The 23,531-nt window shown below is 70.9% G+C and carries 21 protein-coding genes and 1 pseudogene; 8 read left to right on the top strand and 14 right to left on the bottom strand.

Annotated features, from left to right (window positions below; genetic code table 11):
• Positions 1-5 precede the first annotated feature (5 nt).
• From L0P92_RS06395 to L0P92_RS06415, 5 genes are all read left to right on the top strand, one after another.
• A complete protein-coding gene (locus L0P92_RS06395; RefSeq protein WP_234761590.1) occupies positions 6-1,427 on the top strand; it encodes an NADH-quinone oxidoreductase subunit N in 1,422 nt (473 codons plus the stop codon).
• Between the two features lie 89 nt (positions 1,428-1,516).
• Positions 1,517-1,909, top strand: a complete 393-nt coding sequence (locus L0P92_RS06400) for a nuclear transport factor 2 family protein (RefSeq protein WP_234761531.1) — start codon at positions 1,517-1,519, stop codon at positions 1,907-1,909.
• Positions 1,910-1,985: 76 nt separating this feature from the next.
• Positions 1,986-2,468 carry a hypothetical protein gene (locus tag L0P92_RS06405; protein ID WP_234761532.1) on the top strand — a complete coding sequence of 161 codons (483 nt, stop codon included), beginning with the start codon at positions 1,986-1,988 and terminating at the stop codon, positions 2,466-2,468.
• 93 nt (positions 2,469-2,561) lie between these two features.
• The gene (locus L0P92_RS06410) at positions 2,562-3,275 is read left to right on the top strand and encodes a DUF305 domain-containing protein (protein WP_234761533.1); all 714 of its coding nucleotides are present in this window, start codon (positions 2,562-2,564) and stop codon (positions 3,273-3,275) included.
• Between the two features lie 132 nt (positions 3,276-3,407).
• Positions 3,408-4,292: a F510_1955 family glycosylhydrolase gene (locus L0P92_RS06415; RefSeq protein WP_234761534.1), complete on the top strand. Its 885-nt coding sequence runs from the start codon at positions 3,408-3,410 to the stop codon at positions 4,290-4,292.
• Between the two features lie 76 nt (positions 4,293-4,368).
• Here L0P92_RS06415 and L0P92_RS06420 read toward each other — a convergent pair whose 3' ends face one another.
• Positions 4,369-5,274, bottom strand: coding sequence for a DUF5134 domain-containing protein (locus L0P92_RS06420; RefSeq protein ID WP_234761535.1), 906 nt, complete (start codon positions 5,272-5,274; stop codon positions 4,369-4,371).
• A gap of 186 nt (positions 5,275-5,460) precedes the next feature.
• On the opposite strand from L0P92_RS06420, the gene L0P92_RS06425 reads away from it, so the two are divergent.
• Both L0P92_RS06425 and L0P92_RS06430 read left to right on the top strand, forming a co-directional pair.
• A complete protein-coding gene (locus tag L0P92_RS06425; protein ID WP_234761536.1) occupies positions 5,461-5,868 on the top strand; it encodes a hypothetical protein in 408 nt (135 codons plus the stop codon).
• A gap of 96 nt (positions 5,869-5,964) precedes the next feature.
• Positions 5,965-7,464 (top strand): multicopper oxidase family protein, encoded by a 1,500-nt coding sequence (locus L0P92_RS06430; protein ID WP_234761537.1) that lies wholly within the window; start codon positions 5,965-5,967, stop codon positions 7,462-7,464.
• Positions 7,465-7,474: 10 nt separating this feature from the next.
• On the opposite strand, the gene L0P92_RS06435 is transcribed toward L0P92_RS06430, so the two are convergent.
• The 10 genes from L0P92_RS06435 to L0P92_RS06480 form a co-directional block, all read right to left on the bottom strand.
• Entirely contained in the window at positions 7,475-8,503 is a 1,029-nt protein-coding gene (locus L0P92_RS06435; protein WP_234761538.1) for a C40 family peptidase, read from the bottom strand.
• Between the two features lie 169 nt (positions 8,504-8,672).
• Positions 8,673-9,596, bottom strand: coding sequence for a M56 family metallopeptidase (locus L0P92_RS06440; protein WP_234761539.1), 924 nt, complete (start codon positions 9,594-9,596; stop codon positions 8,673-8,675).
• Complete coding sequence (locus tag L0P92_RS06445) at positions 9,593-9,961, bottom strand: BlaI/MecI/CopY family transcriptional regulator (protein WP_234761540.1); 369 nt, start codon at positions 9,959-9,961, stop codon at positions 9,593-9,595. Before L0P92_RS06445 ends, L0P92_RS06440 begins: the two co-directional genes overlap by 4 nt.
• 69 nt (positions 9,962-10,030) lie before the next feature.
• The gene (locus L0P92_RS06450) at positions 10,031-10,687 is read right to left on the bottom strand and encodes a DUF1326 domain-containing protein (RefSeq protein WP_234761541.1); all 657 of its coding nucleotides are present in this window, start codon (positions 10,685-10,687) and stop codon (positions 10,031-10,033) included.
• A gap of 182 nt (positions 10,688-10,869) precedes the next feature.
• Positions 10,870-11,706, bottom strand: coding sequence for a DUF2182 domain-containing protein (locus tag L0P92_RS06455; RefSeq protein ID WP_234761542.1), 837 nt, complete (start codon positions 11,704-11,706; stop codon positions 10,870-10,872).
• Positions 11,707-11,817: 111 nt separating this feature from the next.
• The gene (locus L0P92_RS06460; protein ID WP_234761543.1) at positions 11,818-13,308 is read right to left on the bottom strand and encodes a glycoside hydrolase family 32 protein; all 1,491 of its coding nucleotides are present in this window, start codon (positions 13,306-13,308) and stop codon (positions 11,818-11,820) included.
• Between the two features lie 38 nt (positions 13,309-13,346).
• Positions 13,347-14,219: a carbohydrate ABC transporter permease gene (locus L0P92_RS06465; protein ID WP_234761544.1), complete on the bottom strand. Its 873-nt coding sequence runs from the start codon at positions 14,217-14,219 to the stop codon at positions 13,347-13,349.
• 1 nt (position 14,220) lies between these two features.
• Positions 14,221-15,147, bottom strand: a complete 927-nt coding sequence (locus L0P92_RS06470) for a carbohydrate ABC transporter permease (protein ID WP_234761591.1) — start codon at positions 15,145-15,147, stop codon at positions 14,221-14,223.
• A gap of 86 nt (positions 15,148-15,233) precedes the next feature.
• Positions 15,234-16,538, bottom strand: a complete 1,305-nt coding sequence (locus tag L0P92_RS06475) for an ABC transporter substrate-binding protein (protein ID WP_234761545.1) — start codon at positions 16,536-16,538, stop codon at positions 15,234-15,236.
• A gap of 138 nt (positions 16,539-16,676) precedes the next feature.
• A complete protein-coding gene (locus L0P92_RS06480) occupies positions 16,677-17,711 on the bottom strand; it encodes a LacI family DNA-binding transcriptional regulator (RefSeq protein ID WP_234761546.1) in 1,035 nt (344 codons plus the stop codon).
• Between the two features lie 266 nt (positions 17,712-17,977).
• Here L0P92_RS06480 and L0P92_RS06485 point away from each other — a divergent pair, with 266 nt between their 5' ends.
• Entirely contained in the window at positions 17,978-20,911 is a 2,934-nt protein-coding gene (locus tag L0P92_RS06485) for a glycoside hydrolase family 32 protein (protein ID WP_234761547.1), read from the top strand.
• 101 nt (positions 20,912-21,012) lie between these two features.
• On the opposite strand, the pseudogene L0P92_RS06490 reads toward L0P92_RS06485, so the two are convergent.
• The 3 genes and pseudogenes from L0P92_RS06490 to L0P92_RS06505 all read right to left on the bottom strand — a co-directional run.
• Positions 21,013-21,399 (bottom strand): annotated as a pseudogene (locus L0P92_RS06490) (SDR family NAD(P)-dependent oxidoreductase); the annotation flags it as partial.
• Positions 21,400-21,606: 207 nt separating this feature from the next.
• On the bottom strand, positions 21,607-22,176 hold the full coding sequence (locus L0P92_RS06500; RefSeq protein WP_234761548.1) for a TetR/AcrR family transcriptional regulator: 570 nt from the start codon (positions 22,174-22,176) through the stop codon (positions 21,607-21,609).
• 91 nt (positions 22,177-22,267) lie between these two features.
• Complete coding sequence (locus L0P92_RS06505) at positions 22,268-23,416, bottom strand: 4Fe-4S binding protein (RefSeq protein ID WP_234761549.1); 1,149 nt, start codon at positions 23,414-23,416, stop codon at positions 22,268-22,270.
• Positions 23,417-23,531: the final 115 nt, after the last annotated feature.

Below are 23,531 nucleotides of genomic sequence, written 5' to 3' on the forward strand. Positions count from 1 at the left end.
ACGAGATGACCGGCATGAACGAGAACCCCCTCGACCTCCTGCCCGAGGTGCTGCTCGCCGCGTCGGCCGTGCTCGGTCTGCTGCTCGGGGCGTGGCTGCCGCGCCGTCGGCAGTGGCTGACCGGAGCGCTGGCGTTCGTGGCCTGCGCCGCGGGGATCGTGGCAGCCGCCGTCGCCGCGGCCGGCCCCGTGGAGACGGCCTTCGGTGAGTCCTTCGCCCTGGACACGCTCACCGCCACCAGCCGGATCGTCATCCTCGGCGCCACGCTGCTCGTCCTCGCGCTCGCCATGCCGCGCCTGTACGCCGACCCGCGCGAGACGGAGTTCTACGTCCTGCTCCAACTCGCCTCCGCGGGCGCCCTGATGATGGCCGGAGCCCAGGACCTGCTCCTCCTCGCCGCCGGTTACCTGCTGGCCAGCGTGCCCGCCTACGCGCTCGCCGGGTTCCGCAAGGACGGCCCCGGCACCGAGGCGGCACTGAAGTACTACGTCGTGGGCGCACTGCTCGGCGTCGTGATGCTCGCCGGCGTCACCGTCCTCCTCGCCGCCGGGCGGACCACGTCGTACGCGACGCTGCGCACCGAACTCGCCGAGGCGCCGCCGGGACTCGTCGCGGCCGGCACGCTCGCCCTGCTCGCCGGGGTCCTGTTCAAGGCCGGCGCCGTGCCCGGCCACTTCTGGGTGCCGGACACCGTCCAGGGCAGCTCGGCGCCGGTCGCCGCCTTCCTCACCACCGTCCCCAAGATCGGCGCCCTGGCGGCGTTCCACCGGCTCGCCGCCGTGCCGCTCGCGGACGCCGGCCTGCCGTGGGCCGACCTGGTGGCGGTGCTCTCGGTCGCCTCGATGACGTTGGGCAACCTGGCCGCCTTCTTCCAGCAGGACGTCAAACGGCTCCTCGCGTACTCCACGATCAGCCAGGTCGGCTACCTCCTGCTGCCCGTGGCCGTCGCCGGCCGCACCGACCTCGACCAGGAGGCCCTGCTGTACTACCTGGCCGGGTACGCGCTGACCAACCTCGGAGCCTTCGCCGTCGTCTGCGCACTCCCCGACGCCCACACCATCGACGACTACCGCGGCCTGGCCCGGACGCACCCGGCCCTCCTGGCCTCGCTAGTCGTCTGCCTGCTGGGCCTGGTGGGCACGCCGCCGACCGCCGTCTTCCTCGGCAAACTGGAAGCCTTCAGCGCCGCCTTCGACGGCGGCTACGCATGGCTCGCGGTCGTCGCGGCCGTCAACACGGTGGCCTCCCTCTTCTACTACCTGCGCTGGATCGCCCCGGCCTTCCTCGCGCGCGGCCCCTCGGACACCTCCCGTACGACATCGGGGACGACCGCCGCGGTCGCCTACGGAGCGGCCACGGGTTCCGTCGTGCTCGGGCTGCTCGGCGGCACCGTCCTGGACGCGCTGAGCGGTCCGCTCGCGCGGTGACCGGCAGGGTGCGCGTCATCGCTGCTGAGCAGGGGTACGCGTACGGTGTCCGTTCTGCGTCTTCTTGGGCCGGGCTCAAGGAGGTTCCCATGACCGAACATGCCAACATCGCCGTGTTCAGGCGCGCCATGGACGCCTTCTCCGCAGGGGACATGGACGCTCTGGCGGAGGTGTTCCACCCGGACGTGCGGTGGCACATCTCCGGCCGGTCCCCGCTGGCGGGCGACTTCCAGGGCCGTGACGCCACCTTCGCCACGTTCGTGCTCGATTTCCGGTTGTCCGGCGGCACCTACCGCCCGCAGCTCCACGATGTGCTGGCCAATGACGCGCACACCGTCGCCCTGCTGCATGCGACGGCGTCGCGCGACGGAAAGAAGCTCGACATGGACTACGTCATCGTGTTCCACATCAGCGACGGAAGGATCACCGAGGGCTGGGAGCTGTGGGCCGACCAGCGGGCGTTCGACGCCTTCTGGTCGTAGCGAACGCCGCCTGGGAAAGCGTCCGGACGCAGCCGCCCGGCCGCCGTTCTAAGAAGCGGCTTAGTAGTATGTCGGCATGGCGAGTGCGAGCAGGCGGATGCGTGTGGGCGGGGCCTTCGGGTACCTCCTGCTGGTCGCCGTGCTCACGTTCGGTGTGTTCGCCATGCACACGATGGGGCATCCGGAGCACTCGTCCGGCTCGGGAGCGGACGGCGCCCTGCATTCCGTCGCCGGCGGGCACCAGGGCGACATGACCGAGAGCGCTGCCGGCACTCACGGCACTCACGGCACCCGAACGTCCGCCGAGGCTGCGGCCATGGCGGACCATGAGGCGGTTTCACCGGCCGCGCCGTCGGTGGACGAGCCCGTGATCACCATGGACGTGATGTCCGTGTGCGTGGCGGTGCTCACCGGATGGCTGCTCTGGCTCTTCCTGGGTGCGGCGGCTCGCCGGAAGGAGCGGCTGACGGCCCTGCTCGCCCGGGCGATGGCCGCGCTGCCTCCCCTCCCGCCACCCCCCAGACCTCTCCTCGCTCAGCTGTCGGTCCTGCGGATATAGGCCGTACCCGCGGCGCGGGCTCCGTCATGCCCGCGCACACCGCGTGTACCGCCCCATTCACCGACAGCACCGATCAAGCGAGGTACCACGCACATGACCGCCCACAACACCGCCCACCACCCTGCCCCGCGGCGCCGTCTTCGTCGCCGTATGGCCATCGTGAGCACCGTCGCGGCAGGCGGGCTGCTGCTCGCCGCCTGCGGCGGGGACGGCATGGAGGGCATGGACCACGGGAGCGGCAGCTCCGCCTCCGCCACGTCCACCCCGACGGCGGGGGACGACGCGGCGGCCGGCGCCTTCAACGACGCGGACGTCACGTTCGCGCAGATGATGATCCCGCACCACGAGCAGGCCCTGGAGATGTCCCGGCTGGCGGACGGCCGGGCCTCCGACGCGGAGGTCAAGACCCTGGTCGCGGACATCGAGAAGGCCCAGGATCCCGAGATCCAGACCATGAAGTCCTGGCTGAAGGCCTGGGGCAAGCCGGAGTCCGCCCAGGAGAGCATGCCCGGCATGGACCACGGGTCCGGCGGAATGGATCACGGGTCGGACGGAACGGACCAGGGGTCCGGGATGCCCGGGATGATGTCCGAGCAGGACATGCAGAAGCTCCAGGCCGCCAAGGGCACCGAGTTCGACCGGATGTTCGCGGAGATGATGATCGAGCACCACGAGGGCGCGATCACCATGGCGGAGGACGAGCAGAAGAACGGCCGTGACGCCGCGGCCAAGAAGCTCGCGGCCGACGTCGTGAAGACCCAGTCCGCCGAGGTCGAGAAGTTCAAGAAGATCCTCGACCGGCTCTGATCCACCTCACCCCCACTGACCGCCCAGGGCTCCCGGGCACGCGCCCGCGGAGCCCGGGCGGTCACCTCCCCATGCGCCCACGACCGCGATCGGCCGACGCCGCTCCGGCGCACCCACACGCTCCGAGGAATCATGAACAAGCGCCCTGCCGCCCTGGCGGCCACTGCCCTGGCTCTCGCCCTCGCCCTGGCGGCCTGCTCCGAAGGCGGAGGCAGCGGAGGCAGTGAAAACAGCGCGGACTCGACGACAGGCAGCTCCGCGGCCGGGACGACGGTGAGCCACATCCACGGTCTCGGCCTGGCCCCCGCCGACCAGCGCCTCTACGTCGCCACCCACGAAGGCGTCCACACCCCCGACGCCGACGGGAAGCCCGAGCTGGTGGGCGACAGCAAGGACGACTTCATGGGCTTCACCCTGGCCGATGACAAGACCTTCTACGCCAGCGGTCACCCGACCTCCGGCGGCAACAAGGGGCTCATCAGGAGCACCGACGCGGGCAGGACCTGGAAGTCGCTGTCCCTGTCCGGCGAGGCCGACTTCCACGCACTGGACTTCGCCCACGGCACGGTCTACGGCTACGACTCCACCAACGGCCTGGTCCGCACGACCAAGGACGGCGTCTCCTGGAAGGACGGGGCCCGGCTCGAAGCCCTCGACATAGCGGTCAGCCCCACCGACCCCGGCGTCATCCTGGCCACCACGGCCGAGGGGGTCGCCCGAAGCGGCGACGGCGGGAAGACCTTCGCCCCAGGGCAGAAGCCCGCGATGACCTTCCTCTCCTGGAGCACGAAGGACGCTCTCTACGGCATCGACCCCTCCGGCGGCCTGCACCGCAGTACGGACGGCGGCACCACGTGGAAGAAGGTCTCCGCCGTGCCGGGCGGCCGGCCACAGGCACTCACGGCCGTCGCCGCCGAGCACGTCCTGGCCGCCACTCGGACCGGGGTGTTCGAGTCGAAGGACGGCGGCCGGACGTTCGAGAAGCGGATGGCCGTCACGTCGAGCGGCGGCCACTGATCGGTCCGGGCGCCGCGACCCGGGTGTGCGCCGGAGGGACCGCGACGGGCGGTCGTAACGCTCCTCGGAAGGTTCCTCAGACAGCCATCATGACGAGCATGGCGCACATCGTGCCGCCCATGCCGATATGGGCCGTCAGAGCCGCGCCCGGCGACGTGCCCGGCGGGCGGCGCCGGCTCCGGTTGCCCCCTGCCGCATGGCGCCTGGTCGCTCCCGGCCGGGCCCGGTCCCAGACGGAGAGGGCCAGGGAGGCGACGAACACCACGACCGCGTCGGGCAGGGCGAGCAGCCGCCGTGCCCAACGGCTCCTGTCCGCACCGCGGCCCACACCCGCGCGCCGGTCGGTGCCGCGGACCCGCGCCCACACGGAGGCGACGATCGACAGCAGGAAGTACACGGCCAGGGCGACGAGAACGCCCCGCCAGACGGAGGCCGAACCGCTCACCGCGGCGCTCTCGGTGGCCCCGGCCGTCATGTCGTGGGCGGTCATCCCCGAGGAGTGGTCCATGCCTTCCGCGCCCCCGGCCGTCCCCGTCATCCCGTGGGCGTCGGCCGCCCCGGCGGATCCGTGCCCGTGGCCGTGACTCACGCCGGCCATCGAGTGGCCGCCCAGCGCGAGGACCGGACCGGAGTCGGTGCCCGGCATGGCGAGCGTCATGATGACCATGGCGGCGCTGCCGAGCACGTGATGCGTCCAGCGGCGGCCCTGTCGCCAGCCGTGCAGCCGAGCCTGACGTACGGACAGGGCCACGCTGCCGAGCCCGACGGCGGTGAAGCCCGTCACCCACCACAGGCTGTGGTCCCCGAAACCGGCCGCCGTAGCCGGCAGGAACATCGCGGCCATGCCACCGGCCATGACGACATCGCCTCCGGCCGCGAACCGGGCCTCTTTGCTGTCGGCGGCGGCCAGCCGGGCCGCGCTCAGCACGGCCACGAGCGCGGCCACCGAGGCCAGCGTCCAGGTCAAGGCCGGACTTCCCATCACTGCCCTCCGCTCACTGCCCTCCGCGCCGCTGTCTACGGATGTCCTTAGTACGTAGGGAGGTCGGGAGGTGTTCAGGAGGGAGTGTTCGGAAGGGAGTTCTCCTTGAGCCCATGCTTACCCCCTACGGGTATATTGGCGGCCAGTCGTCTGACCGGACACTCACCGATCACGCAGAGGCAAGTGATGACACGACCGGGAGCTTGGGCGCGTGCTGCCCTCATCGCTCTCCTCGCGGCATTCGCCGTACTGGTTCATCACGAGTCGCCGGCGGTGCCGGTCGGCCCGGCCGCCTCGCCCGCCGCGCATGTGATGACGCCCGCCGGACACGAAAGTGCCGCGGCACGTGCCGCAGAGCCGATCGCGGCCGCCCTGTCGACGGCGATCAGCGCTCATGGCCCGGCCTGCGACGGCATGCCCCTGCAGCACTGCTCGACCGCCAGCCTTGAGGTCGTCAAGCTCGCGCCACCCGCTCGGTCCCCGGCGCCGCAGGATCCTGCCGCGCACGAGGCGGTCACCTCCGGGGCGACGGCCGCCGGGACGGTGGGCCGGGCGCCCCCGGACCTGTCTGTCCTCTCCCAGTTGCGCATCTAGGCCGTGCCCAACGGCTTCCTCGCGCCCCTTTTCCGCGCCGAGGAGCCGTCCCAGCACGCCAACTCCCGTATGCGCACACTGAGATCGAGGACACTCATGAACAGCATCAACCGCCGCTCCGTCCTGCTCGCCGGGCTCGGCGTCGCGGGCGCCGGCACGCTCGCCGCCTGCAGCGGCGACTCCAGCCCGACACCCGTCCTGGTCGATCCCTCCGGCTCGGCGGTCGCAGCGACCGAGAAGAAGCGGAGGAGCACCGGCAGGACGCGGAACGTGACCCTGACCGCGGCACCGGCCGTGCTCGACCTCGGCGGCGGGGTCACGGCCAGGAGCTGGGCCTACGGCGGCCAGGCCCCCGGCAAGGAGATCCGCCTGTCCGTCGGCGACACCCTGGCCGCCGAACTCTCCAACCAGCTGCCGAACCGGACCACCACGTCCATCCACTGGCACGGCCTCGCCATGCGCAACGACATGGACGGCGTGCCCCCGGTGACCCAGCAGTCCGTCCGAGCGGGCGCCAAGTTCACCTACCGCTTCGTCACCGACGCCCCCGGCACGTACTTCTTCCACCCCCACGTCGGCCTCCAGCTCGACCGGGGCCTGTACGCGCCGCTGATCGTCGAGGACCCCGAGGAACCGCTGGCGTACGACGACGAATGGGTCGTCGTCCTCGACGACTGGGTCGACGGTGTCACCGGCACCCCCGACGAGGTCCTCGCCGAGCTGCGGCAGGGCATGGGCGGCATGGACGGCATGTCGATGAAGTTCATGCTGATGGGCGCCGAGAGCGAGCTGCTCTGCGGCGACGCCGGCGACGTGAGGTACCCGTACCACCTGGTCAACGGCCGTGTCCCCACCGACCCCGCCGTCCATCGGGGCAAGCCCGGTCAGCGGGTCAGGCTGCGTCTCGTCAACGCGGGCGGCGACACGGCGTACCGGGTGGCGCTCGGGGGCCACAGGATGACCGTCACCCACACCGACGGGTTCCCCGTCGAGCATCAGCAGGTCGACGCCCTGCTGATCGGCATGGGGGAGCGGTACGACGTCCTGGTCACCCTCGGCGACGGTGTGTTCCCGCTCGTCGCGCTGGCCGAGGGCAAGGACGCCACCGGCATGGCACTGGTCCGTACGGCATCCGGCGGCGCGCCGAGGGCCACCGTCCGCCCGAAGGAACTGGACGGCAGGATCCTGACGGCGTCCCGGCTGCGCGCGGCCGACGACGTCCGGCTGCCGTCCAGGAAGGTGGACCGGGTGCACCGGGTCGAGCTGACCGGCGGCATGGACAAGTACGACTGGGCCATCAACGGCAAGCCCTACGACATGGCCGACCCGACCGCGAGTCCGCTCACGATCGAGGAGGGGCAGCGGGTCCGGCTGGACTTCGTCAACGGCACGGAGATGTGGCACCCGATGCACCTGCACGGCCACACCTACCAGCTCGGGAACACCGGCCCGCGCAAGGACACCTCCATCGTCCTGCCCAGGGGGAAGCTGTCCGTCGTCTTCGACGCCGACAACCCGGGCCGGTGGATGCTGCACTGCCACAACGCGTACCACGCAGAGGTCGGCATGATGGCGCTGGTCGCCTACCGGAACTGAGCGCCGGCGTTCACGGCCGTGTGGCGGCGAAGTACGGCATGGAGTCGAGGTTGGTGATCTCGATGTTCTTGCCGGTGCGCGGGGCGTGTATGGCCTTGCCGTCGCCCACGTAGAGGCCGTTGTGCTGGCTGTCGTTGTACCAGTAGATGATGTCGCCCGGCTGGAGGTCGGCGCGGGCGACCTGCCGGCCGGCGTTGTACTGCTCGTTGACCGTCCGCGGCAGTGCGACGCCGGCGGCACGCCAGGACGCGCCGGTCAGACCGGAGCAGTCGTAGGAGTCGGGGCCGGTCGAGCCCCACTCGTAGGGCTTGCCGAGCTGCGCGTAGGCGAATTCGAGCGCGGTGCGGGCGCGGCCGCTCGCCGGGCCGTTGTAACTGGCGGCGCTGTCGCTGCTGCCGGCGGCCCGGTCGGCCTCGGCCTCGGCGGCCCTGAGTTCGGCGCGCTGCTCGGCAGTGAGGCTGTTCAGAAGCCTCTGGGCCTTGCGGAGCTTGCTCTGGATCTCCTGCTTCTTCTCGCTCATCCGCTCCTGTGCCTCGCGGGCCGCCGCAAGCTTCTCCAGCGCCTCGGCGCGGGTCTGGGCGAGTTCCCGCTGCTTCTGCTGAAGGCTGTGGAGCAGGGTGGTCCGGCGCGAGCTCGTACGGTCCAACAGCTCGGCCTGGGACAGGTAGTCGTCCGGGTCGGCCGACAGGAAGAGCCGCACGCTCGGGTCCAGGCCGCCGTCCCGGTACTGCGACGCGGCGACCGGGCCCATCTCGGCGCGTATCTCGTTGATCTCGGCCTGCCGGGCGGCGACCTTTTCCTGCGCCGCGTTGGCGGCCTTCTGCAGGTCAGCCTTCTTCCCCTGAGCGCTGTTGTACTCCTCGGTGGCGGCCTCCGAGTCGTGGTAGAGCTCCTCGACCTCCTCGCGCACCTTCTCGATGGAGGGCTTCGGGTCGGCCTGGCTCTGCGCGGTCGACAGCAGGGAGAACGCCCCAGCCGACGCCGCCAGTACGGCGAGCCGGGGACGGGTCGGCGGCTTGGGTCGGCGGTGGTTTCCCATCCTGCGGCAACTCCTCTGTAGTGCCCGCGCGGGCGATGGCGCGGTTGCGCGCGCGGTGTCGCCGGCCTCGATCAAGGACGCTAGCAACTTAGTAGATTCGTAGATGAGGTCGCAATGCGGGACCGCGAAGCCGGGGATCCGCCGACCGTGGAGCGGGCGATTCGTCCGGCTATCCGAGGGTGGGTACGCAGCCGAACAGCAGCGGAATCACCGGCACCACCGCTGCCGCGGCGGCGACCGTCCCGCGGAGCGCGACATGCGGTCGCCGCTGAGGCGCGAGCACCCGCCGCATCCGGACCACCGCGCTCGGACCGCCCACCGCGAACGCGCCCACGGGCGCCGCCTTGGCCGCCGCCATCTCGTACATGGCCGTGGCCAGCTCCTCGCGGGACCGACGGCGCAGCGCCCGGTCGTCGGCGATCATCTCCAGGAGCACGGAGGTCTGCTCCTTGCCGTGGCGGGCGAGCGGCAGCCGTCGGAAGACCCGGGCGAACGCCTGCGTGGCGGCCATGACCAGATGGTGGCGGCCCGCGATGTGCGAACGCTCGTGTTCGAGTACGGCTTCGAGCTGTCCCGGGGACAGCAGCCGCAGGGCGCCCGCGGTGATCACTACACGCGGTTGGTGTCCGGGGAGGCAGTAGGCGGCGGGCCGGTCGTGTTCAAGGACCGTGGCGCACAGGTGGGGTGAGCGTCGCCCCACCATGTCCAGGACCTCCCGGTGGCGGGAGCGGGTACGTCGGCCACGGAGCACTTCGAAGACGAAGCAACCCAGCACGAGCAGCACCACGGAGAGCGGGAGAGTGATCGCCAGGCGGTCGGCGACCGTCGGATCGGGCGCGGCGGTCGTGGCCGTCGCGGTGGTCAGACCGCAGGAGTGCAGAACGGCGATCAGGTCGGCGTGCAGATGCTCGGTAGGGGCGGCGAGGTGGTACGCGGCCAGGGCGACGGCGATGGTGAACGACACGGTCAGCCCGTGCCAGACGGCCACGGCCAGGGCCGGTGCGCGATGCGGCCAGGCGCTGCGCAGCAGCAGCCGCGGTGCGAGGAAACCGACTCCCGCCGCGTAGCCGAGCAGCGCGGGCGCCGCGTTCACGACTCGGCCCGCCGTCCCACCGTGCGCAATGCCTCGCGCAGGGCGCTGATCTCGTCGGGATCCATCTGCTGGACGAAGTGGGCCAGCGCCACCGGGCGGTCCTCGCTCGCGCCGAGCGCGTCCTCCATGAGCGCCGCCGCGTACTCCTCACGGCTGCGCACCGGCGTGTACAGCCAGGCCCGGCCCTGCTTGGTGCGTAGCAGCCAGCCCTTGTTGTAAAGGATGTTCGTCACGGTCATGACGGTGGTGTACGCGAGCGGGCGCTCCTCGTTGATGTCGTCGACGACCTCCCGCACCGTCGCCGGCCGCTGCCACCGCCAGAGACGGTCCATGATCTCCGCTTCGAGGTCCCCCAGGCGCCGCATGATCCGCTCCTTTGCCACCGCAGTACGCAGCGCCATAGTAGAACGTGGCTTCAGGACGGTCGTGACCTGTCAGTCGGGGCCGCTCCAGTCGAAGGGGAAGTACTTGCTCGACCTGCCGGAGCGCTCCCAGGAGAAGCCGAAGGCGTCGGCGCGGTCCAGGGTGGCCCGACCCCATGTGGCGACCTGGCCCGGCCCGACCTCGGCGCCCGGGGCGTTGTGGACCTGGACGCGCGCGCCGTCCGGGGTGGTCGGGCCGGTGAGGGCCTCGGCGGTCGCGGTGACCCGCCCCGGAACCTCGGCCCGCCAGGTCGCGAGGTCCTCGTCGATCTCCACGTGGACGGGGGCGACGTCCATGCCGCGCATCTCCGGGTGGAACATCTCCCCGAACTGCGCCGGCCATCCGCCCGCCTCACCGCCGAAGACGGCCCCGAGCGCGGCCCGCTGCCGGTCGTCGGCCCGTTCGTCGAGGAAGACCGCCGCGTACGGTTCGGTGTGGGTGCCGGCCCACGGGTTGCCCTCGAAGGAGCCGAGCATCAGGACGTTGAGATCGTCGAGCCGTACGTCACCGAAGTTGCCGTCCCGGATGTGCCAGACCAGTACGCCTTCGCAGTCGCCGTAGGTCGGAGGCTGCGCGAACGTGCAGGGACACGGTATGGCGCACTTGCACACATCGAACCAGTCACCGGCCAGGTGCCAGCGTGTACCGGTGGTGGCCTGTTCTGTCATCTCGCTTCCCTCCTGACGAGCCCGAAGGGCTCACTCGGAGTGGCGAGACCGCGTGTCCCGAGCCCGCTCCCGGGATCGGGAGAGTGGCCTCACCTCCAGCTTGCACCTCACCTCGCACGCGGGGAACCCGTCCCCGTGATCCCCGTCCGCGCGCGTCCACGGAACGCGGCCGCACGGGCGGATCACATACCGTCCATCGACGGCATCGAGCCCTGCAGCCCCGGCAGCAGCCAGTCCTGGAACGGTGCGAGCACGGCCAGGACGAGGAAGACGACCCCCACGGCGCGGGCGAGCAGCGGCCCGCGGGACCACAGCTTCTCCACGAGGATCACAAGGGCCAGTCCGGCCATCGCCGCCACGTTCATCACGCCGAGCGGAACGAGGACGACCATCAGCCCGGCGCAGCAGCCGACGCAGTAGGCGCCGTGGTGGACCCCCACCCGCAGATCGCGGGCCGGTCGCCGGAAGCCCGCGTAGCGCACCAACTGGCTCAGCGGGTCGCGGCAGTGCCGCAGACAGACGTTCTTGAGGGGACCGAGCTGGTACAGGCCCGCGAGCAGGAAGGCGATCGAGCCGATCCAGCGTCCGGCGGTGGGATGGTCCTCCACCAGGTCGCCGGTGAAGGCCAGAGCGGCGTACGCGAGCAGGCCGAAGGCCGCCCAGACCAGCAGATATCCGCCCATGAACGCCCCGGTGCGGGCGGTCCGTGCCCAACCGGAGGACTGCCGGCCGATTCCCCGCACCCAGGTGATGGCCACCGGCGCCATGGACGGCAGCATCATGGCCGCCATCATCGTCACCCAGAGCAGCAGGAACAGGGGCAGCGCCATCCCCATCGTGCCGGGCTCGACCCCCATGTCCCGGGCCTGACCTATCGTCAGCACCCAGGCGGGCACCGCGATCAGCACCACCAGGAGCCAGGCGGCCGCGAGCTCCCGCGCCGGCAGCAGTCTCCCGCCCGCTCCGGTCGGAGCGGGCGACCGGGTGGATACGAGGGTGGAGATCCGGATCTGGCGCATCGGTGTTCCCCTGCGGATGCTTCCAGGAGAGCACGCCTCCACCCGCGATGCGACCTGGTCAGACCGGACTCCTACGGGACCCGGGCGAGTGACCCGGGCCCCACGGCGTGATCAGGGGCGGACGAGACCCACATCCGAGGGTGCGGACTCGGCGGGTGTGCCGGTCGCGTGCCGCATGGTGTACGGACGCAGGTTCCAGGCCCCGACCGTGTAGCGGAGGCTTCCGCCGCCTCCGGAGCGGGCCTCGATCCGCCAGGGTGTGCCGCCGACGGGGTAGAACCGCAGGGTCAGGGTCTGCCCCGATGGCAGGTAGAGCTCGGCGACGGAGCGGTCCACCACCAGGCGCAGTTCGACCGGGGCACCGGCCGCGGCCTTCGCCTCGGGGCAGGGGACGCGGAACGTGCCGCCGTGGGCGCGCGGGTCGAGGGAGGAGTGATCCCGGTCGACGACGAGTTCGCCGGCCTCGGGGTCGATCCGGATGTCCAGGTACTCGGTGCCGTCCGCCGAGGTGACCAGCCGTAGCCCGGTCGCCGAGGTCGCGGTGCGGGGTTCCAGGCGGGCCGTGAGATCGAAGCTCGGGCCCACCGTGCCCAGTACGGCGGTGCCGCTGGTCTCGCCCGTGGCGGTCACCGCGCGCTCGTCGCGCAGCGCGAGGAGTTCCGCCGCAGGGCGCTGGCGTACGGAGCCGTCCTCGGCGAGGGTCACCTCGCGCGGGAAGGTCAGCAGCCCGGACCAGCCCGCCTCGCGCACCCACTCGGGGTCGCGGGCCTCCCAGGCCCAGCCCCACAGCAGCCACCGTCCGTCGGGGGCGGACAGCAGCGCCGGGGCGTAGAAGTCCGGGCCGTGGTCGAGCAGGGCGGGGGTGTCGGCGAGGAAGCGGCCGTCCTGCTCGCGGCCGGGGAAGGCCACGGTGCGGCGGGGTCCGAGTTCCGGGTCCCAGGCGCCGACGAGCAGCGCGCCGCGTCCGTTCGCGTGCAGGTACTGCGGGCACTCCCAACCCAGCCCGGTGTCGCCGTCCGGTGCCACCGTCCGCGGCGCCCCGGCCAGGAACGGCCCCCGGTACTCCCACCGTTCGAGGTCGTCGGACTCGTAGAGCAGCGCAGCGGCCCGGCCGTCCGCCAGGGCGGCGCCGACCAGCATGCGCCAGCGGCCCGCCTCACGCCACACGTACGGATCGCGGTACATCGTCGCGCCGTCGGGCAGGTCGGGGATGAGCAGGCTGCCGCGCGGTGTCCAGGTGACACCGTCGTCCCGGGACTCGGCCGTGGTGACGGGCTGTGCCCAGCGGTCGGTGCGATAGGCGGAGTAGAAGGCGATCAGGCGGTCGCCGTGGGAGACGGCGTTGCCGGAGAAGCAGCCGTCGGCGTCCTCGCCGCCCGGCGTGGGCGTCAGGGCGACGGGCAGTTCCTCCCAGTCGATCAGGTCGGGGCTGCGGAAGTGGCCCCAGTGCATGTGCGCGTGCTCGGGTCCGTACGGGTTGTACTGGAAGCACACGTGGTAGTGGCCGTCGTGGAAGGCCAGTCCGTTGGGGTCGTTGATCCAGTTGCGGGGCGGGCGCAGGTGCGCGACGGGCAGGTGGGGGTCTGCGGGCAGGACGGACACGCAGGGGTCCTTTCGGGTGGGGGAGTCGAGGAGCGCGGTCAGCCCTTGACGCCGGTGGAGGCGATGCTGTTGACGAACGAGCGCTGGAAGGCCACGAACAGGGCCAGGATCGGCACGGTGATCATGGAGGAGTACGCCATGATCTGGCCCCAGCCGACGTTGAGTTGGAAGAAGTAGGAGATGCCGACCATCACCGGCCGCAGCTCCTCGCTCTGGACGACCATGAGCGGCCAGAGGTAGGAGTTCCAGGCGGGCAGGAAGGTCAGGATCGCGACGGTGGCGACGGCCGGTCCCGACAGCGGCATGACGATGCGGCGGTAGATGGTGAACCAGCCGGCGCCGTCCACGATGGCCGCCTCGTCGATCTCCTTGGGGATGCTCTGGAAGTACTGGTGGAAGAAGAAGATCGAGAAGGCGTTCGCGACGAACGGCACGATCTGCACCTGGTAGGTGTCCATCCAGCCGGTCGTCCACTCCAGGTGGAAGCCGTTGACACGGAGCAGCGGCAGCTGGTTGACCCACCACACCAGCGGCAGCGCGAAGGTCTCGAACGGCACGATGAGCGTGGCGATGACCGCGGTGAGGACGGCCTTGCGGCCGGGCCAGCGCATCCGGGACAGGGCGAACGCGGCCAGGCTGTTGACGACGATGCCGAGCACCACGGTGATCGAGGAGATCAGCACGGAGTTCAGCAGGAACCGTGCCGCGGGGACGCGCTCGAAGACGCCGGTGTAGTTGTCGAGCGACAGGGCGCCGACGGGGAGGAAGGCGCGCGGGGAGCCGAGGTCGCCGAAGATCTGGTCGTCCGGCTTGAACGACGAGACCAGCATGAACAGCAGAGGGAGCGCGAAGACCAGGGCAAGGACGATGCGGCCGGCGTGACCGGCGAAAATCCGCAGGAAGGAGGTCATGTCAGTCCTTCTCCCGGGTCAGGAAACGCTGGACGAGGGACACGGCGAGCACCAGCACGAAGAAGACGAGCGAGATCGCCGAGGCGTACGCGGTCTGCTGCTGGTCGTAGCCGGTGTGTACGGCCTGGTGGACCACGGTGGTGGTGGAGTCGAGCGGGCCGCCTTGCGTCATCACCCGGATCTGGGTGAACAGGCTGAACGCCGCGATGGTGATGGTGACCAGCACGAAGGTGCGGGTTTCGCGCAGGCCGGGCCAGGTGACATGGCGGAACCGGTGCCAGCGGGTGGCGCCGTCCAGGTCGGCGGCCTCGTACAGCTCGGCGGGGATGGTCTGGAGCCCGGCCAGCCAGATGATCATGTGGAAGCCGACGCCCTGCCACACCGACATCAGGATGACGGCGGGCATCGCGGTGGCCGGGTCGCCGAGCCAGTCCGGGCCGTCGACGTGGCCGAGGGTGAGCGCCGAGAGGACGCGGTTGACCAGGCCGTCCTGCCGGTAGAGGAAGGTCCACAGCAGGGACACCACGACCATCGAGGTGACGACCGGCAGGAAGTAGACGGTGCGGAAGAAATTGACGCCGCGCACCTTGGCGTTGACCAGCAGCGCCAGCACCAGGGCGAGCCCGGCCTGGAGGGGGACGACGACGGCGGCGAAGTAGGCCGTGTTGCGCAGGGACTTGTAGAAGACCGGGTCTTCGAAGAGCCGGGTGAAGTTGCGAAGGCCCACGAAGCGGGCCGGGGTGGGCGAGATGAGCCTCGCGTCGGTGAACGCGAGGGCGAAGGCGAGGGCGACCGGTACGACGAGGAAGACGATCAGCAGCACGACGGCCGGGGTGGCCATGCCGAGGGCGGTGAGCCCCTCACGGCGGCGGGCGTTGGTCGTTCGGGTTCGCCGGACCGGACGCAGCCGGCCGAGGGCTGCGATCATGGTGGTCACGGTGGCTCCAGGGGAAGCCGGTCCGGTTCGGGCGCGCGGGGAGAGCACAGGCGGGGCCCGAACCGGACCGGGGTGGGTCAGCCGGCGTAGTTGTCGTTCGTCCTGAGGTTGTTGTCGATGTCCTTCGCGGCCTGGCCGAGCGCGGTCTTCGGGTCGGCCCCGGCGAGGACGTCCTGCGCCGCCTTCTCGAACTCGGTGGAGATGTAGGGGTAGGCCGGGGTCACCGGGCGCACCACCGCGAACTTCCGGGCGTACTCGACGAGTTCGCTGAACTTCCCGCCCGGCTGGTAGCCGTCGACCTGCTTGGCGGCGGCCTCCGTGCCGGGAAGGGTGCCGGTGGCCTTGGCGTAATCGACGAAGTACTTCGTCTGGCGGGAGAACTTCAGCCACGCCTGCGCCCCGTCCTTGTTGGAACAGCTGGAGCTCATCGCCCACTGCCAGGACGCACCGCCGATCTTGGGTCCGTCGCCGAAGTCGACCGGCGGGATGATCGCCAGGTCGTCGCCGAGCTTCTCGGCGTTCTTGGCCGCGTTCCAGCTGCCGTCCCACTGGATGGCGCTCTTGCCGGCCAGGAAGTCCTTGTTGGGGTCGGCGCCGGACTTCTTCGCCATGTAGCCCTTGGACACCAGGGAGCGGAACCAGGTCGCCCACTCCACGGACTTCTCGCCGTCGAGCGTGCCCGAGGCGGACTTGTAGCCGTCGCGGTCGATCAGGTCGCCGCCGAAGCCCTGCAGCTGCGGGGAGTAGGCGTACGACCACCACTCACCGCTGCCGCCGGTGCCCATCTCCAGCGGGTACTGGAACTTCCCGCTCTTCTTCAGCTTGGCCAGCGCCGCGTCGAACTCGTCCTTCGTCCACGGCTTGTCGATGCTCGGTATGCGGATGCCGTTGTCGTTCAGCACCGACTTGCGGGCGAAGAAGGCCAGCGAGACGTCGTAGAAGCCGAACCCGTAGACCTTGTCCTTGTAGCGGCCGACGGTGCTGGGCAGCTGGTCGGACAGCGGCACCTCGGCGCCGGAGACGTCGATGGGGGCGAGGTAGCCGCCCCAGGCCCAGTTGGCCACGTTGGGGCCGTCCACATCGAGCAGACAGGGCAGCTTGCGGGCCGAGGCGGCGGCCACGACGGAGTTGTTGTAGTCGCTCTGCGGGAACGCCTGGAGCTTGACCTCGTACGTGCTCTGGGAGCCGTTGAAGTCCTTGATGATCTTCTTGACGACGTCCAGCTCGGCCGAGTTGCCGGCGTTGTGCGTCCACAGGGTGAGCGTGTCGCCGTCGGCTCCGGACGAGCCGCTGCCGCTTCCGGTCGCGCATCCGGCGACCAGTGCGGTCGCCGCGAGGGCGGCTACACTCGCACCCGCGAGGCGCCTGGTTCTGAACACCACGAGGTTCCTCCATCTCACTGAGACGGGTCTTGCCGGACCCGCCCTGGCGACCGGTTGCCACGGTCGCTGTTCTTGGTGGTCGTCCCGCCGCCCGGGTCGCGTCCGGGCGGCGGGACAGCCGTCTTCGGGTGTGCCGCCTCAGCCCGCGGCGGGTGCACCGATGGAGGCACGCTCCCGCAGCGGCATGGGCACACGGTGTACGACCGCTTCGAGCGGCCCCCTGCGGAGGATCAGCTCCACGGCAAGGCGGCCGAGCTGGTGATGCGGCAGCTTCAGCGTGGTGAGCGCAGGGCGCAGGACGGCCGCGATGTCCTGGTCGTCGAAGGAGACCACCGACACATCGCCCGGCACCGACAGACCCGCCTCGCCGAGCGCCTGGTACGCGCCCATGGACACCCGGTCGGTCAGGCACACCAGTGCCCGGGGCCGGTGCCCCGCCGCGAGCAGCGCGGACACCTCCCGGAAGCCGTCGCGCGTGTCCCAGTCGCACTCGACGACACCGTCCAGACGCGCGCCGCCCTCCCGCAGGACCTCCTCCAGACCGCGCATCCGCTCGTTGCCTGCGATGATCCCCTCGGGCGTGGCCGGAACGGCCTGGTGGCCGCCGATCGCCCAGATGCCCTCGGTGTGACCGGCGGCGAGCAGGGCGCGGGCCGCGTCCCGGCCCGCCTCCAGCTCGTCCGGCACGACGGACGGCGCGTCGAAGCCTGGGGCCAGGCAGTTCAGCAGCACGACCCGGCGCCCGAACAGCTCCTTGGGCGGAGTGACGTACCGGGTGAACATGGACGCGTAGATCACCGCGTCGACCTGCCGGTCCAGCAGCGCGTGGACCAGCGACGACTCGGCATCACGGTCGCCGCCCGCCTCCGTGATGAAGAGCAGGTTGTCCCGCTCCCGGGCGGCCTCCATCGCGCCGCGGATCACGTCGCCCGCGAAGGGCGTCGTGGTGATCCGGTCGGAGACGAACCCGATGGTCTGGGTGGACTTGGTGCGCAGGCTGCGAGCGGTCACGTTGGGGCGGTAGCCCAGCTCCCGGGCGGCCTCCAGCACCTTCTTCCGGGAGGCGTCGGAGATGCGCATGTCGGTGCGGCCGGACAGGGCGAACGACGCGGTCGTCGGCGAGACGCCCGCCCTGCGGGCGACGTCGGCCATGGTCACGCGGCGTTCGGACATCAGCGGCTCAGCTCCGTTGTTAAATCGGATTAGCAAGTTGCGACGAGAGTGGGCCGCGCGTGGCCTGATGTCAACACTCCGGCTATATCGAATGGGAAACGGTGACTATATGAGCCGTTTTGCGGGGCCTTTGCGTGACGCCGAAGTAAAACGGCATGCATTAGCTCTTGCGTTAGCAGGAGCGGCGCGCGAACGATGCCGAGCCATCCGGTTAAACCGATTTGGCATGCCGTCCGGCCCTGCCGCGCAGCACCCAGGAGTCAGCCATGAGGAGAAGAACAGCCCTCACTGTCGTGTCCGCCGCCATCGGCGGCGCCGTCGTACCGCTCTCGTTCGCTCCCACCGCCACGGCCGCCGGCGAACCGCGCGGTCCGCAAAGCCCCACCGCCCGCTGGGACTTCGACGAGCGCACCGGCACCGTCACCCGCGAGGCCGTCTCCGGATCCGACGACCCCGTCGCGTATGTCTTCGCCGACGCCCGCTACAAGCCCGACAGCGATCCCGTGCGGCGCCGCGGCGTGAGCGGCAGGGCGCTGTACTTCGACGGCTACTCCACCTTCGTCACCGCCGACGGCCCCGGCGAGCTCGACGCCGGCGGGGGAGTCACCGTCGACACCTGGATCGCCCCGTACGCCTACGAGCACGGCATCGACGGCAAGCCCCAGGCCCTGGTCAACCAGCACGACCCGGACACGAGGACCGGCTTCCTGCTCGGCCTGCGCCGTTTCGGGCAGATCGTCTTCCAACTCGGCTTCGGCACCGACCTCGTCGAGGTCAGGGGAGCCGCCGACCAGCCCGCCGCCAAGGGCCGCTGGACCCACGTCGCCGCCACCTACGACCCGGCCGCCCGGCAACTGCGCCTCTACCGCGACGGCCGGCCCATCGGCACCGCCACGACTCCGGACGAGGCGCCCCAACTGGCCGCGAAAGAGCCGCTGTTGATCGGCCGACACAACCGCCCCACAGTGCTCAACGGCGAGTTCCACGCCAACATGTACATGGGCCTGATGGACAGCCTCGTCATCCGCCCGGGAACCCTGGACGACGAGACGGCGCGGCGCGAGCACGCCGAGCGACTCGCGGCACTCCCCGGCAATCGTGTGCCCCGCCCGGACACGACCCTGGACGGGGCCCGTCTCGACGGCGACCGGCACCGCCCCCAGTTCCACATGCTGCCGCCCTGGCACTGGATGAACGAGCCGCACGCGCCCGTGTACTTCAAGGGCAAGTACCACATCTTCTACCAGCACGACCCGCTCGGCCCGTACTGGGGCCAGATCCACTGGGGGCACGCGGTCAGCACCGACATGGTGCACTGGCGGGACCTGCCCATGGCCCTCGCGCCCGCCGCCGACTCGGTCGGGCCGGACGGCTGCTGGTCGGGTTCGGCGTACGTCGACGGCGACCGAGGGCCGGTGCTCTTCTTCACCGGCGGCGACGACCGCCTCCCCTACCGCCAGCGCACCGGCATGGCCGTGTCGTCCTACCAAGCCGACCGGGACACGGACCTGCCCACCTGGACGATGAAGTCGGGGCCGGTCACCGAAGCCCCGGCCGGGCTCCCGGCCGGCCCCGGCACGGCATGGGCGGAGAACTTCCGCGACCCGTTCGTCTGGGAGGAGGACGGCACCTGGTACCAACTCGTCGGCAGCGGCATCGTCGACTACGACGGCACCCAGGTCACCAGGAAGTACGGCGGCACCGCACTCGTCCACACCGCCCGCCGCCCCGAGGGGCCGTGGACGTACCGAGGCCCCCTGCACCACAACGACCTCGCCACCGTCCCCGAACCCGGAGAGGCGTGGGAGCTGCCCGTCCTCCTCCCCCTGCCCGGCCCAAAGGGCAGCCGCACCGGCAAGCACATCCTGCTGGTCAGCCCGTGGTGGGAGGCGTTCCACCCGAACGCCGTCAAGCACACCTACTACTGGATCGGCACCTTCGACAAGGACACCTGCCGCTTCACGCCCGACCACGACAAGCCCCGCGAGTTCGACTTCGGCGAGCACTTCACCGGCCCGTCCGGCTTCGTCACCCCCGACGGCCGCTCCGTCCTCTTCAGCATCACCCAGGACCGCCGCAGCGAACAGCAGCACGCCCAGTCCGGCTGGGCGCACAACGCCGGCATGCCCGTCAGCGTCTGGCTCCGCCCGGACGGCACCCTCGGCGTCGAACCCATCGCCGAGGCGGCCCGTCTGCGCGGCAAGCAGCTCGCCCGGATCCGGCAGACCTCCGTCGAGGAAGCCGACCGCCGGCTCGCCGACGTCTCCGGCGACATGCTCGACATCGAGGCCGTCATCGACCCGCGCGACGCCACCACCATCACCCTGGCCGTCCGGGCGAGCGCCGACGGCAGCGAACAGACCCTGCTCTCCTACGACACGACCGAGCACCGCTTCTCCCTCGACCGCGGCCGCTCCAGCCTCGACCCGGACGTACGCAAAGGCGTCCACGCCGGGACGGTCGAACTTGACGGCGGACAGCTGAAGTTGAGGGTGCTGCTCGACCACTCGATGCTGGAGGCGTACGTCAACGGCACTAACAGCCTCACCAGCCGCACCTACCCCACCCGCGAGGACGCCACCGGCCTGCGCCTGACCGCCGAGGGAGGCGCCGCGCAGATCGTCTCCCTGGACGTCTGGCGCATGAACGGCGCCTACGACACCGCCGTCGCCCCCGCCGCCTACGACCCGCCACGCCCCACGGACGTCGACGCCCTCCCCAACCACGACTTCGCCACCGGCGACCTCACGGGCTGGACCGTCGTCTCCGGCACCACCTTCAGCGACGCCAACGTGACCACCCGCACCGACTGGGGCTGGGGCGGCCCGTTCTACCAGTCCGAGACCCCCGCCGACCCGACCGGCCACCACCTGTGGGGCTTCAACCCGGACGCGGGCGGCGACGCCGCCACCGGCGTACTCCGTTCCGCCACCGTCGTCCTCGGCGGAGACGGCGTCGTCGACCTGCTCGTCTCGGGCGGCAACGACCCCGACCGTCTCTACGCCGCCGTCGTCCGCGCCGGCGACGGCAAGGTACTCGCCAAGGAGACCGGTCGCGGCACGGAGCAGTACCGCCGCGTCGTCTTCGACCTCGCGGCCCACATCGGGGAACGGATCTACGTCGAGGTCGTCGACGAGGCGGCGGGCGGCTGGGGCCACATCAACATCGACGATGTCAACGTGCCCGTCCGGCGGACATGACAGTGCGGGGGACGCCGGCGGCTCAGGCGGCCGCCGGCTTCCGGATGCGCGGGTGGTTCTCCAAGGCCCAGCGCACGGCCTTCGGCGGGCGTCCGTGTTCGTCAGCCGGCCAGCCGGTTCATCCTGCGGATCTGCTTGTCGAAGACCCCGGCGGGAGCCAGGCGGCGCAGTACGCGGGCGCGTCCGGCCAGGGGGCCGGCCGTGTAGCGCGGCTTCGGCTTCCTGTCGGTCGCCGCCGCGACGATCGCCTTGGCGACGACGGCCGGGGCGTCGCCGTCCCTGACCGCCTCCGCCATCACACGGTCGACGGCCTGCCGCTGCTTCGCGTACGCGTGCAGGGGGATGTCGGGCTTGGCGCTGTTGGCCTCGAACCCGGTCCGGGTGTAGGCGGGTTCGACGATGAGGGCCCGGACGCCGTGGTCGCGGACCTCGTGGTCCAGGGACTCGGTGTAGCCCTCGATCGCGTGCTTGGAGGCGGCGTAGGCGGCCGCCGAGGCGCAGGGCGATGAGCTGATCGGTGAGGTCGTCCGGGCCGGCTGGATGAGGGTCTGGGAGACCGTGCACCAGTCGCTGGGCGCTGATGCCGACAGCACCGCAGGCTTCTTCGCCTGCGGCATGCTCGGCAACACGCTCGCGGCCATCGGGCTTCCCTCGGCCGCCGGGCGGTGAGTGGGGGTGTTCCGGACGCGGAGGCGTCAGCGCACGCCTGCCGTGTCGAGCAGGGTGGTCACGGTGGGCGCGACGAGCCCGGTCAGGTTGTCGGCCTGAATCCCCGCGCGGGCGCTCGCGCCGTCGAAGACCAGGCTGAGCTGCCGGGCCAGCAGATCCGGATCGCCCGCCCCGCCCTGTTCGGCCTCGGCGCGGAAGAAGGCTGTCAGATTCGCCTTGACCTCATGGGCGACCTGGCTCGCGGGGTGGCTCTGGTCCTTGAGCTCGATCTGCACGGCCAGAAACGGGCAACCTCGGAACTCGGGCGCCCCTGCCTGCGATTCCACCTGCTCGAAGACGTGCAGGATCCGCTCGCGGGGTGACCGACCGTCGTCCGCCGTGGGCAGGAGGGTCGCCACATAGGCGGAGGTGCGCTCCTTCAGGCTCGCTGCCAGGAGCTCGTCCTTGCTCTCGAACAGCTGGTACATGGAGCGCTTGGACACGCCCGCCGCCTTGCACAGTGCTTCGACGCCGATGCTGACGCCGTCCCGATAGGTGAGCGTGGCCGCCGCCTCCAGTAGTCGCTCCCGGGGGCTTTGCTTCACTTCGGTCGTCATACCGCGAGGTTAACCCGAAGCGGACAAAATGAAAACCGATCGGTTTTCCGGAGGGAGGCTCCTGGTGCCCCGTGGAAGGGGTGAACGTCACTCATGACGTACGGGTCTCTCGGTCGGAGGACGCGGAGCGTTTCGCCGGGGGATGCCAGCCGCCGGTGACTTCCTTGACGGGCTTGTGGGGGAAGCGGCGCCGGGCGTACTCCTGCGCGTGGGAGCCCGGCAGGACGTAGAGGGTTTCCTTCTTCTCCTGGAGCGGTCGCAGCACGGTGTCCATGAAGGTCCTGCGGTCGTCCAGGTAAGGGCCCAGGACGTCCTCGCCGGCCGGGCAGACGGCGAGGCAGTAGCCGGACTTGTAGCCGGGCGGTGAGCTCAGGCTCTGCCACATGGAGGCGCTCTCGGAATCGCTGACCCGGGAGCGGTAGTCGGCGGCGTCCTCGCTGTCGGCCACGGTCTGCGCCCAGTCGGTGAACCCGCTCATGAACTCCCGGTAGTTGTGCGTGGTGCAGGCCAGCGCGTCGAAGGCGCCGTCCTTGGCGATGGCGCCGACCGGGCAGGCGGCCACGCACAACTTGCAGTCGATGCAGGGGTTGTAGTCGAGCGCCTGCCCGTACGCGCTCACTTCGGCGTCCATCAGGACGGTGACCAGCAGGATGAAGCTGCCGAACTTCGGGTGGATGACGTTGCGGTGCAGGCCCATCACACCGAGCCCGGCGGCCACCGCGACCGTCTTGTGCGCCACCACCCAGATCCGCTCGCTGGGGAAGCGGTCCATCTCCTGCGGGAAGCCGACAGAGGGATTGAGCGCGCGGTAGCCGGCGTCCTGGAGTGCCTGGGTGACGGTGCGGGCGGCGTGGTTGGCCTGTTCGTCGGTCTGGTGGAACTCCTGGTTGGCCACGCTGCGGGCGGGGGAGCGGCAGTTGTCGCGGTTCATCCGGACCGCCATCGCGATCAGAGTGCGGGTGCCGGGCAGCGCGGCCTGCGCGTGCTCGCGCTCGCCGGCCAGGTCGGGGTGGTCCAGGCTGACCGCGGCGGCGTCGTCCGCACCGGCCGCCAGACACAGCTCGCGCAGCCATTCCGCGTCGATCACCTCCGGCGGCTTCGCCCCGTCACCTGCCCCGCGCCGGGCGAGTACGGCCCGCACCGACGGGTGGGCGGCCAGCTTCGCCGGGAGCCTGGGGGTTGCGGCCGGGGCGGCCGGCTGCCTCGCCGGTTGCCCCTCCGCGTCGCGCGTGGCAGTCATCCGTACTCCTGGAGATTCGGGGTCCGAGGCTCGCCCTGACAGCGAGAAACCGATCAGTTTCATCACCGTAAACCGATCGGTTTCCATGGGCAAGGGGACTCTCGCGGCAGTTGGC

Source organism: Streptomyces muensis (genome assembly GCF_021474425.1).
Taxonomy (GTDB): Bacteria; Actinomycetota; Actinomycetes; order Streptomycetales; family Streptomycetaceae; genus Streptomyces; species Streptomyces muensis.

What these genes read in the sequence shown, in the direction of transcription:
- L0P92_RS06395 (WP_234761590.1), top strand. Translation starts at nt 6, where the DNA reads ATGACCGGCATGAACGAGAACCCCCTCGACCTCCTGCCCGAGGTGCTG.
- L0P92_RS06400 (WP_234761531.1), top strand. Translation starts at nt 1,517, where the DNA reads ATGACCGAACATGCCAACATCGCCGTGTTCAGGCGCGCCATGGACGCC.
- L0P92_RS06405 (WP_234761532.1), top strand. Translation starts at nt 1,986, where the DNA reads ATGGCGAGTGCGAGCAGGCGGATGCGTGTGGGCGGGGCCTTCGGGTAC.
- L0P92_RS06410 (WP_234761533.1), top strand. Translation starts at nt 2,562, where the DNA reads ATGACCGCCCACAACACCGCCCACCACCCTGCCCCGCGGCGCCGTCTT.
- L0P92_RS06415 (WP_234761534.1), top strand. Translation starts at nt 3,408, where the DNA reads ATGAACAAGCGCCCTGCCGCCCTGGCGGCCACTGCCCTGGCTCTCGCC.
- L0P92_RS06420 (WP_234761535.1), bottom strand. Translation starts at nt 5,274, where the DNA reads ATGGGAAGTCCGGCCTTGACCTGGACGCTGGCCTCGGTGGCCGCGCTC.
- L0P92_RS06425 (WP_234761536.1), top strand. Translation starts at nt 5,461, where the DNA reads ATGACACGACCGGGAGCTTGGGCGCGTGCTGCCCTCATCGCTCTCCTC.
- L0P92_RS06430 (WP_234761537.1), top strand. Translation starts at nt 5,965, where the DNA reads ATGAACAGCATCAACCGCCGCTCCGTCCTGCTCGCCGGGCTCGGCGTC.
- L0P92_RS06435 (WP_234761538.1), bottom strand. Translation starts at nt 8,503, where the DNA reads ATGGGAAACCACCGCCGACCCAAGCCGCCGACCCGTCCCCGGCTCGCC.
- L0P92_RS06445 (WP_234761540.1), bottom strand. Translation starts at nt 9,961, where the DNA reads ATGCGGCGCCTGGGGGACCTCGAAGCGGAGATCATGGACCGTCTCTGG.
- L0P92_RS06450 (WP_234761541.1), bottom strand. Translation starts at nt 10,687, where the DNA reads ATGACAGAACAGGCCACCACCGGTACACGCTGGCACCTGGCCGGTGAC.
- L0P92_RS06455 (WP_234761542.1), bottom strand. Translation starts at nt 11,706, where the DNA reads ATGCGCCAGATCCGGATCTCCACCCTCGTATCCACCCGGTCGCCCGCT.
- L0P92_RS06465 (WP_234761544.1), bottom strand. Translation starts at nt 14,219, where the DNA reads ATGACCTCCTTCCTGCGGATTTTCGCCGGTCACGCCGGCCGCATCGTC.
- L0P92_RS06470 (WP_234761591.1), bottom strand. Translation starts at nt 15,147, where the DNA reads ATGATCGCAGCCCTCGGCCGGCTGCGTCCGGTCCGGCGAACCCGAACG.
- L0P92_RS06480 (WP_234761546.1), bottom strand. Translation starts at nt 17,711, where the DNA reads ATGTCCGAACGCCGCGTGACCATGGCCGACGTCGCCCGCAGGGCGGGC.
- L0P92_RS06485 (WP_234761547.1), top strand. Translation starts at nt 17,978, where the DNA reads ATGAGGAGAAGAACAGCCCTCACTGTCGTGTCCGCCGCCATCGGCGGC.
- L0P92_RS06500 (WP_234761548.1), bottom strand. Translation starts at nt 22,176, where the DNA reads ATGACGACCGAAGTGAAGCAAAGCCCCCGGGAGCGACTACTGGAGGCG.
- L0P92_RS06505 (WP_234761549.1), bottom strand. Translation starts at nt 23,416, where the DNA reads ATGACTGCCACGCGCGACGCGGAGGGGCAACCGGCGAGGCAGCCGGCC.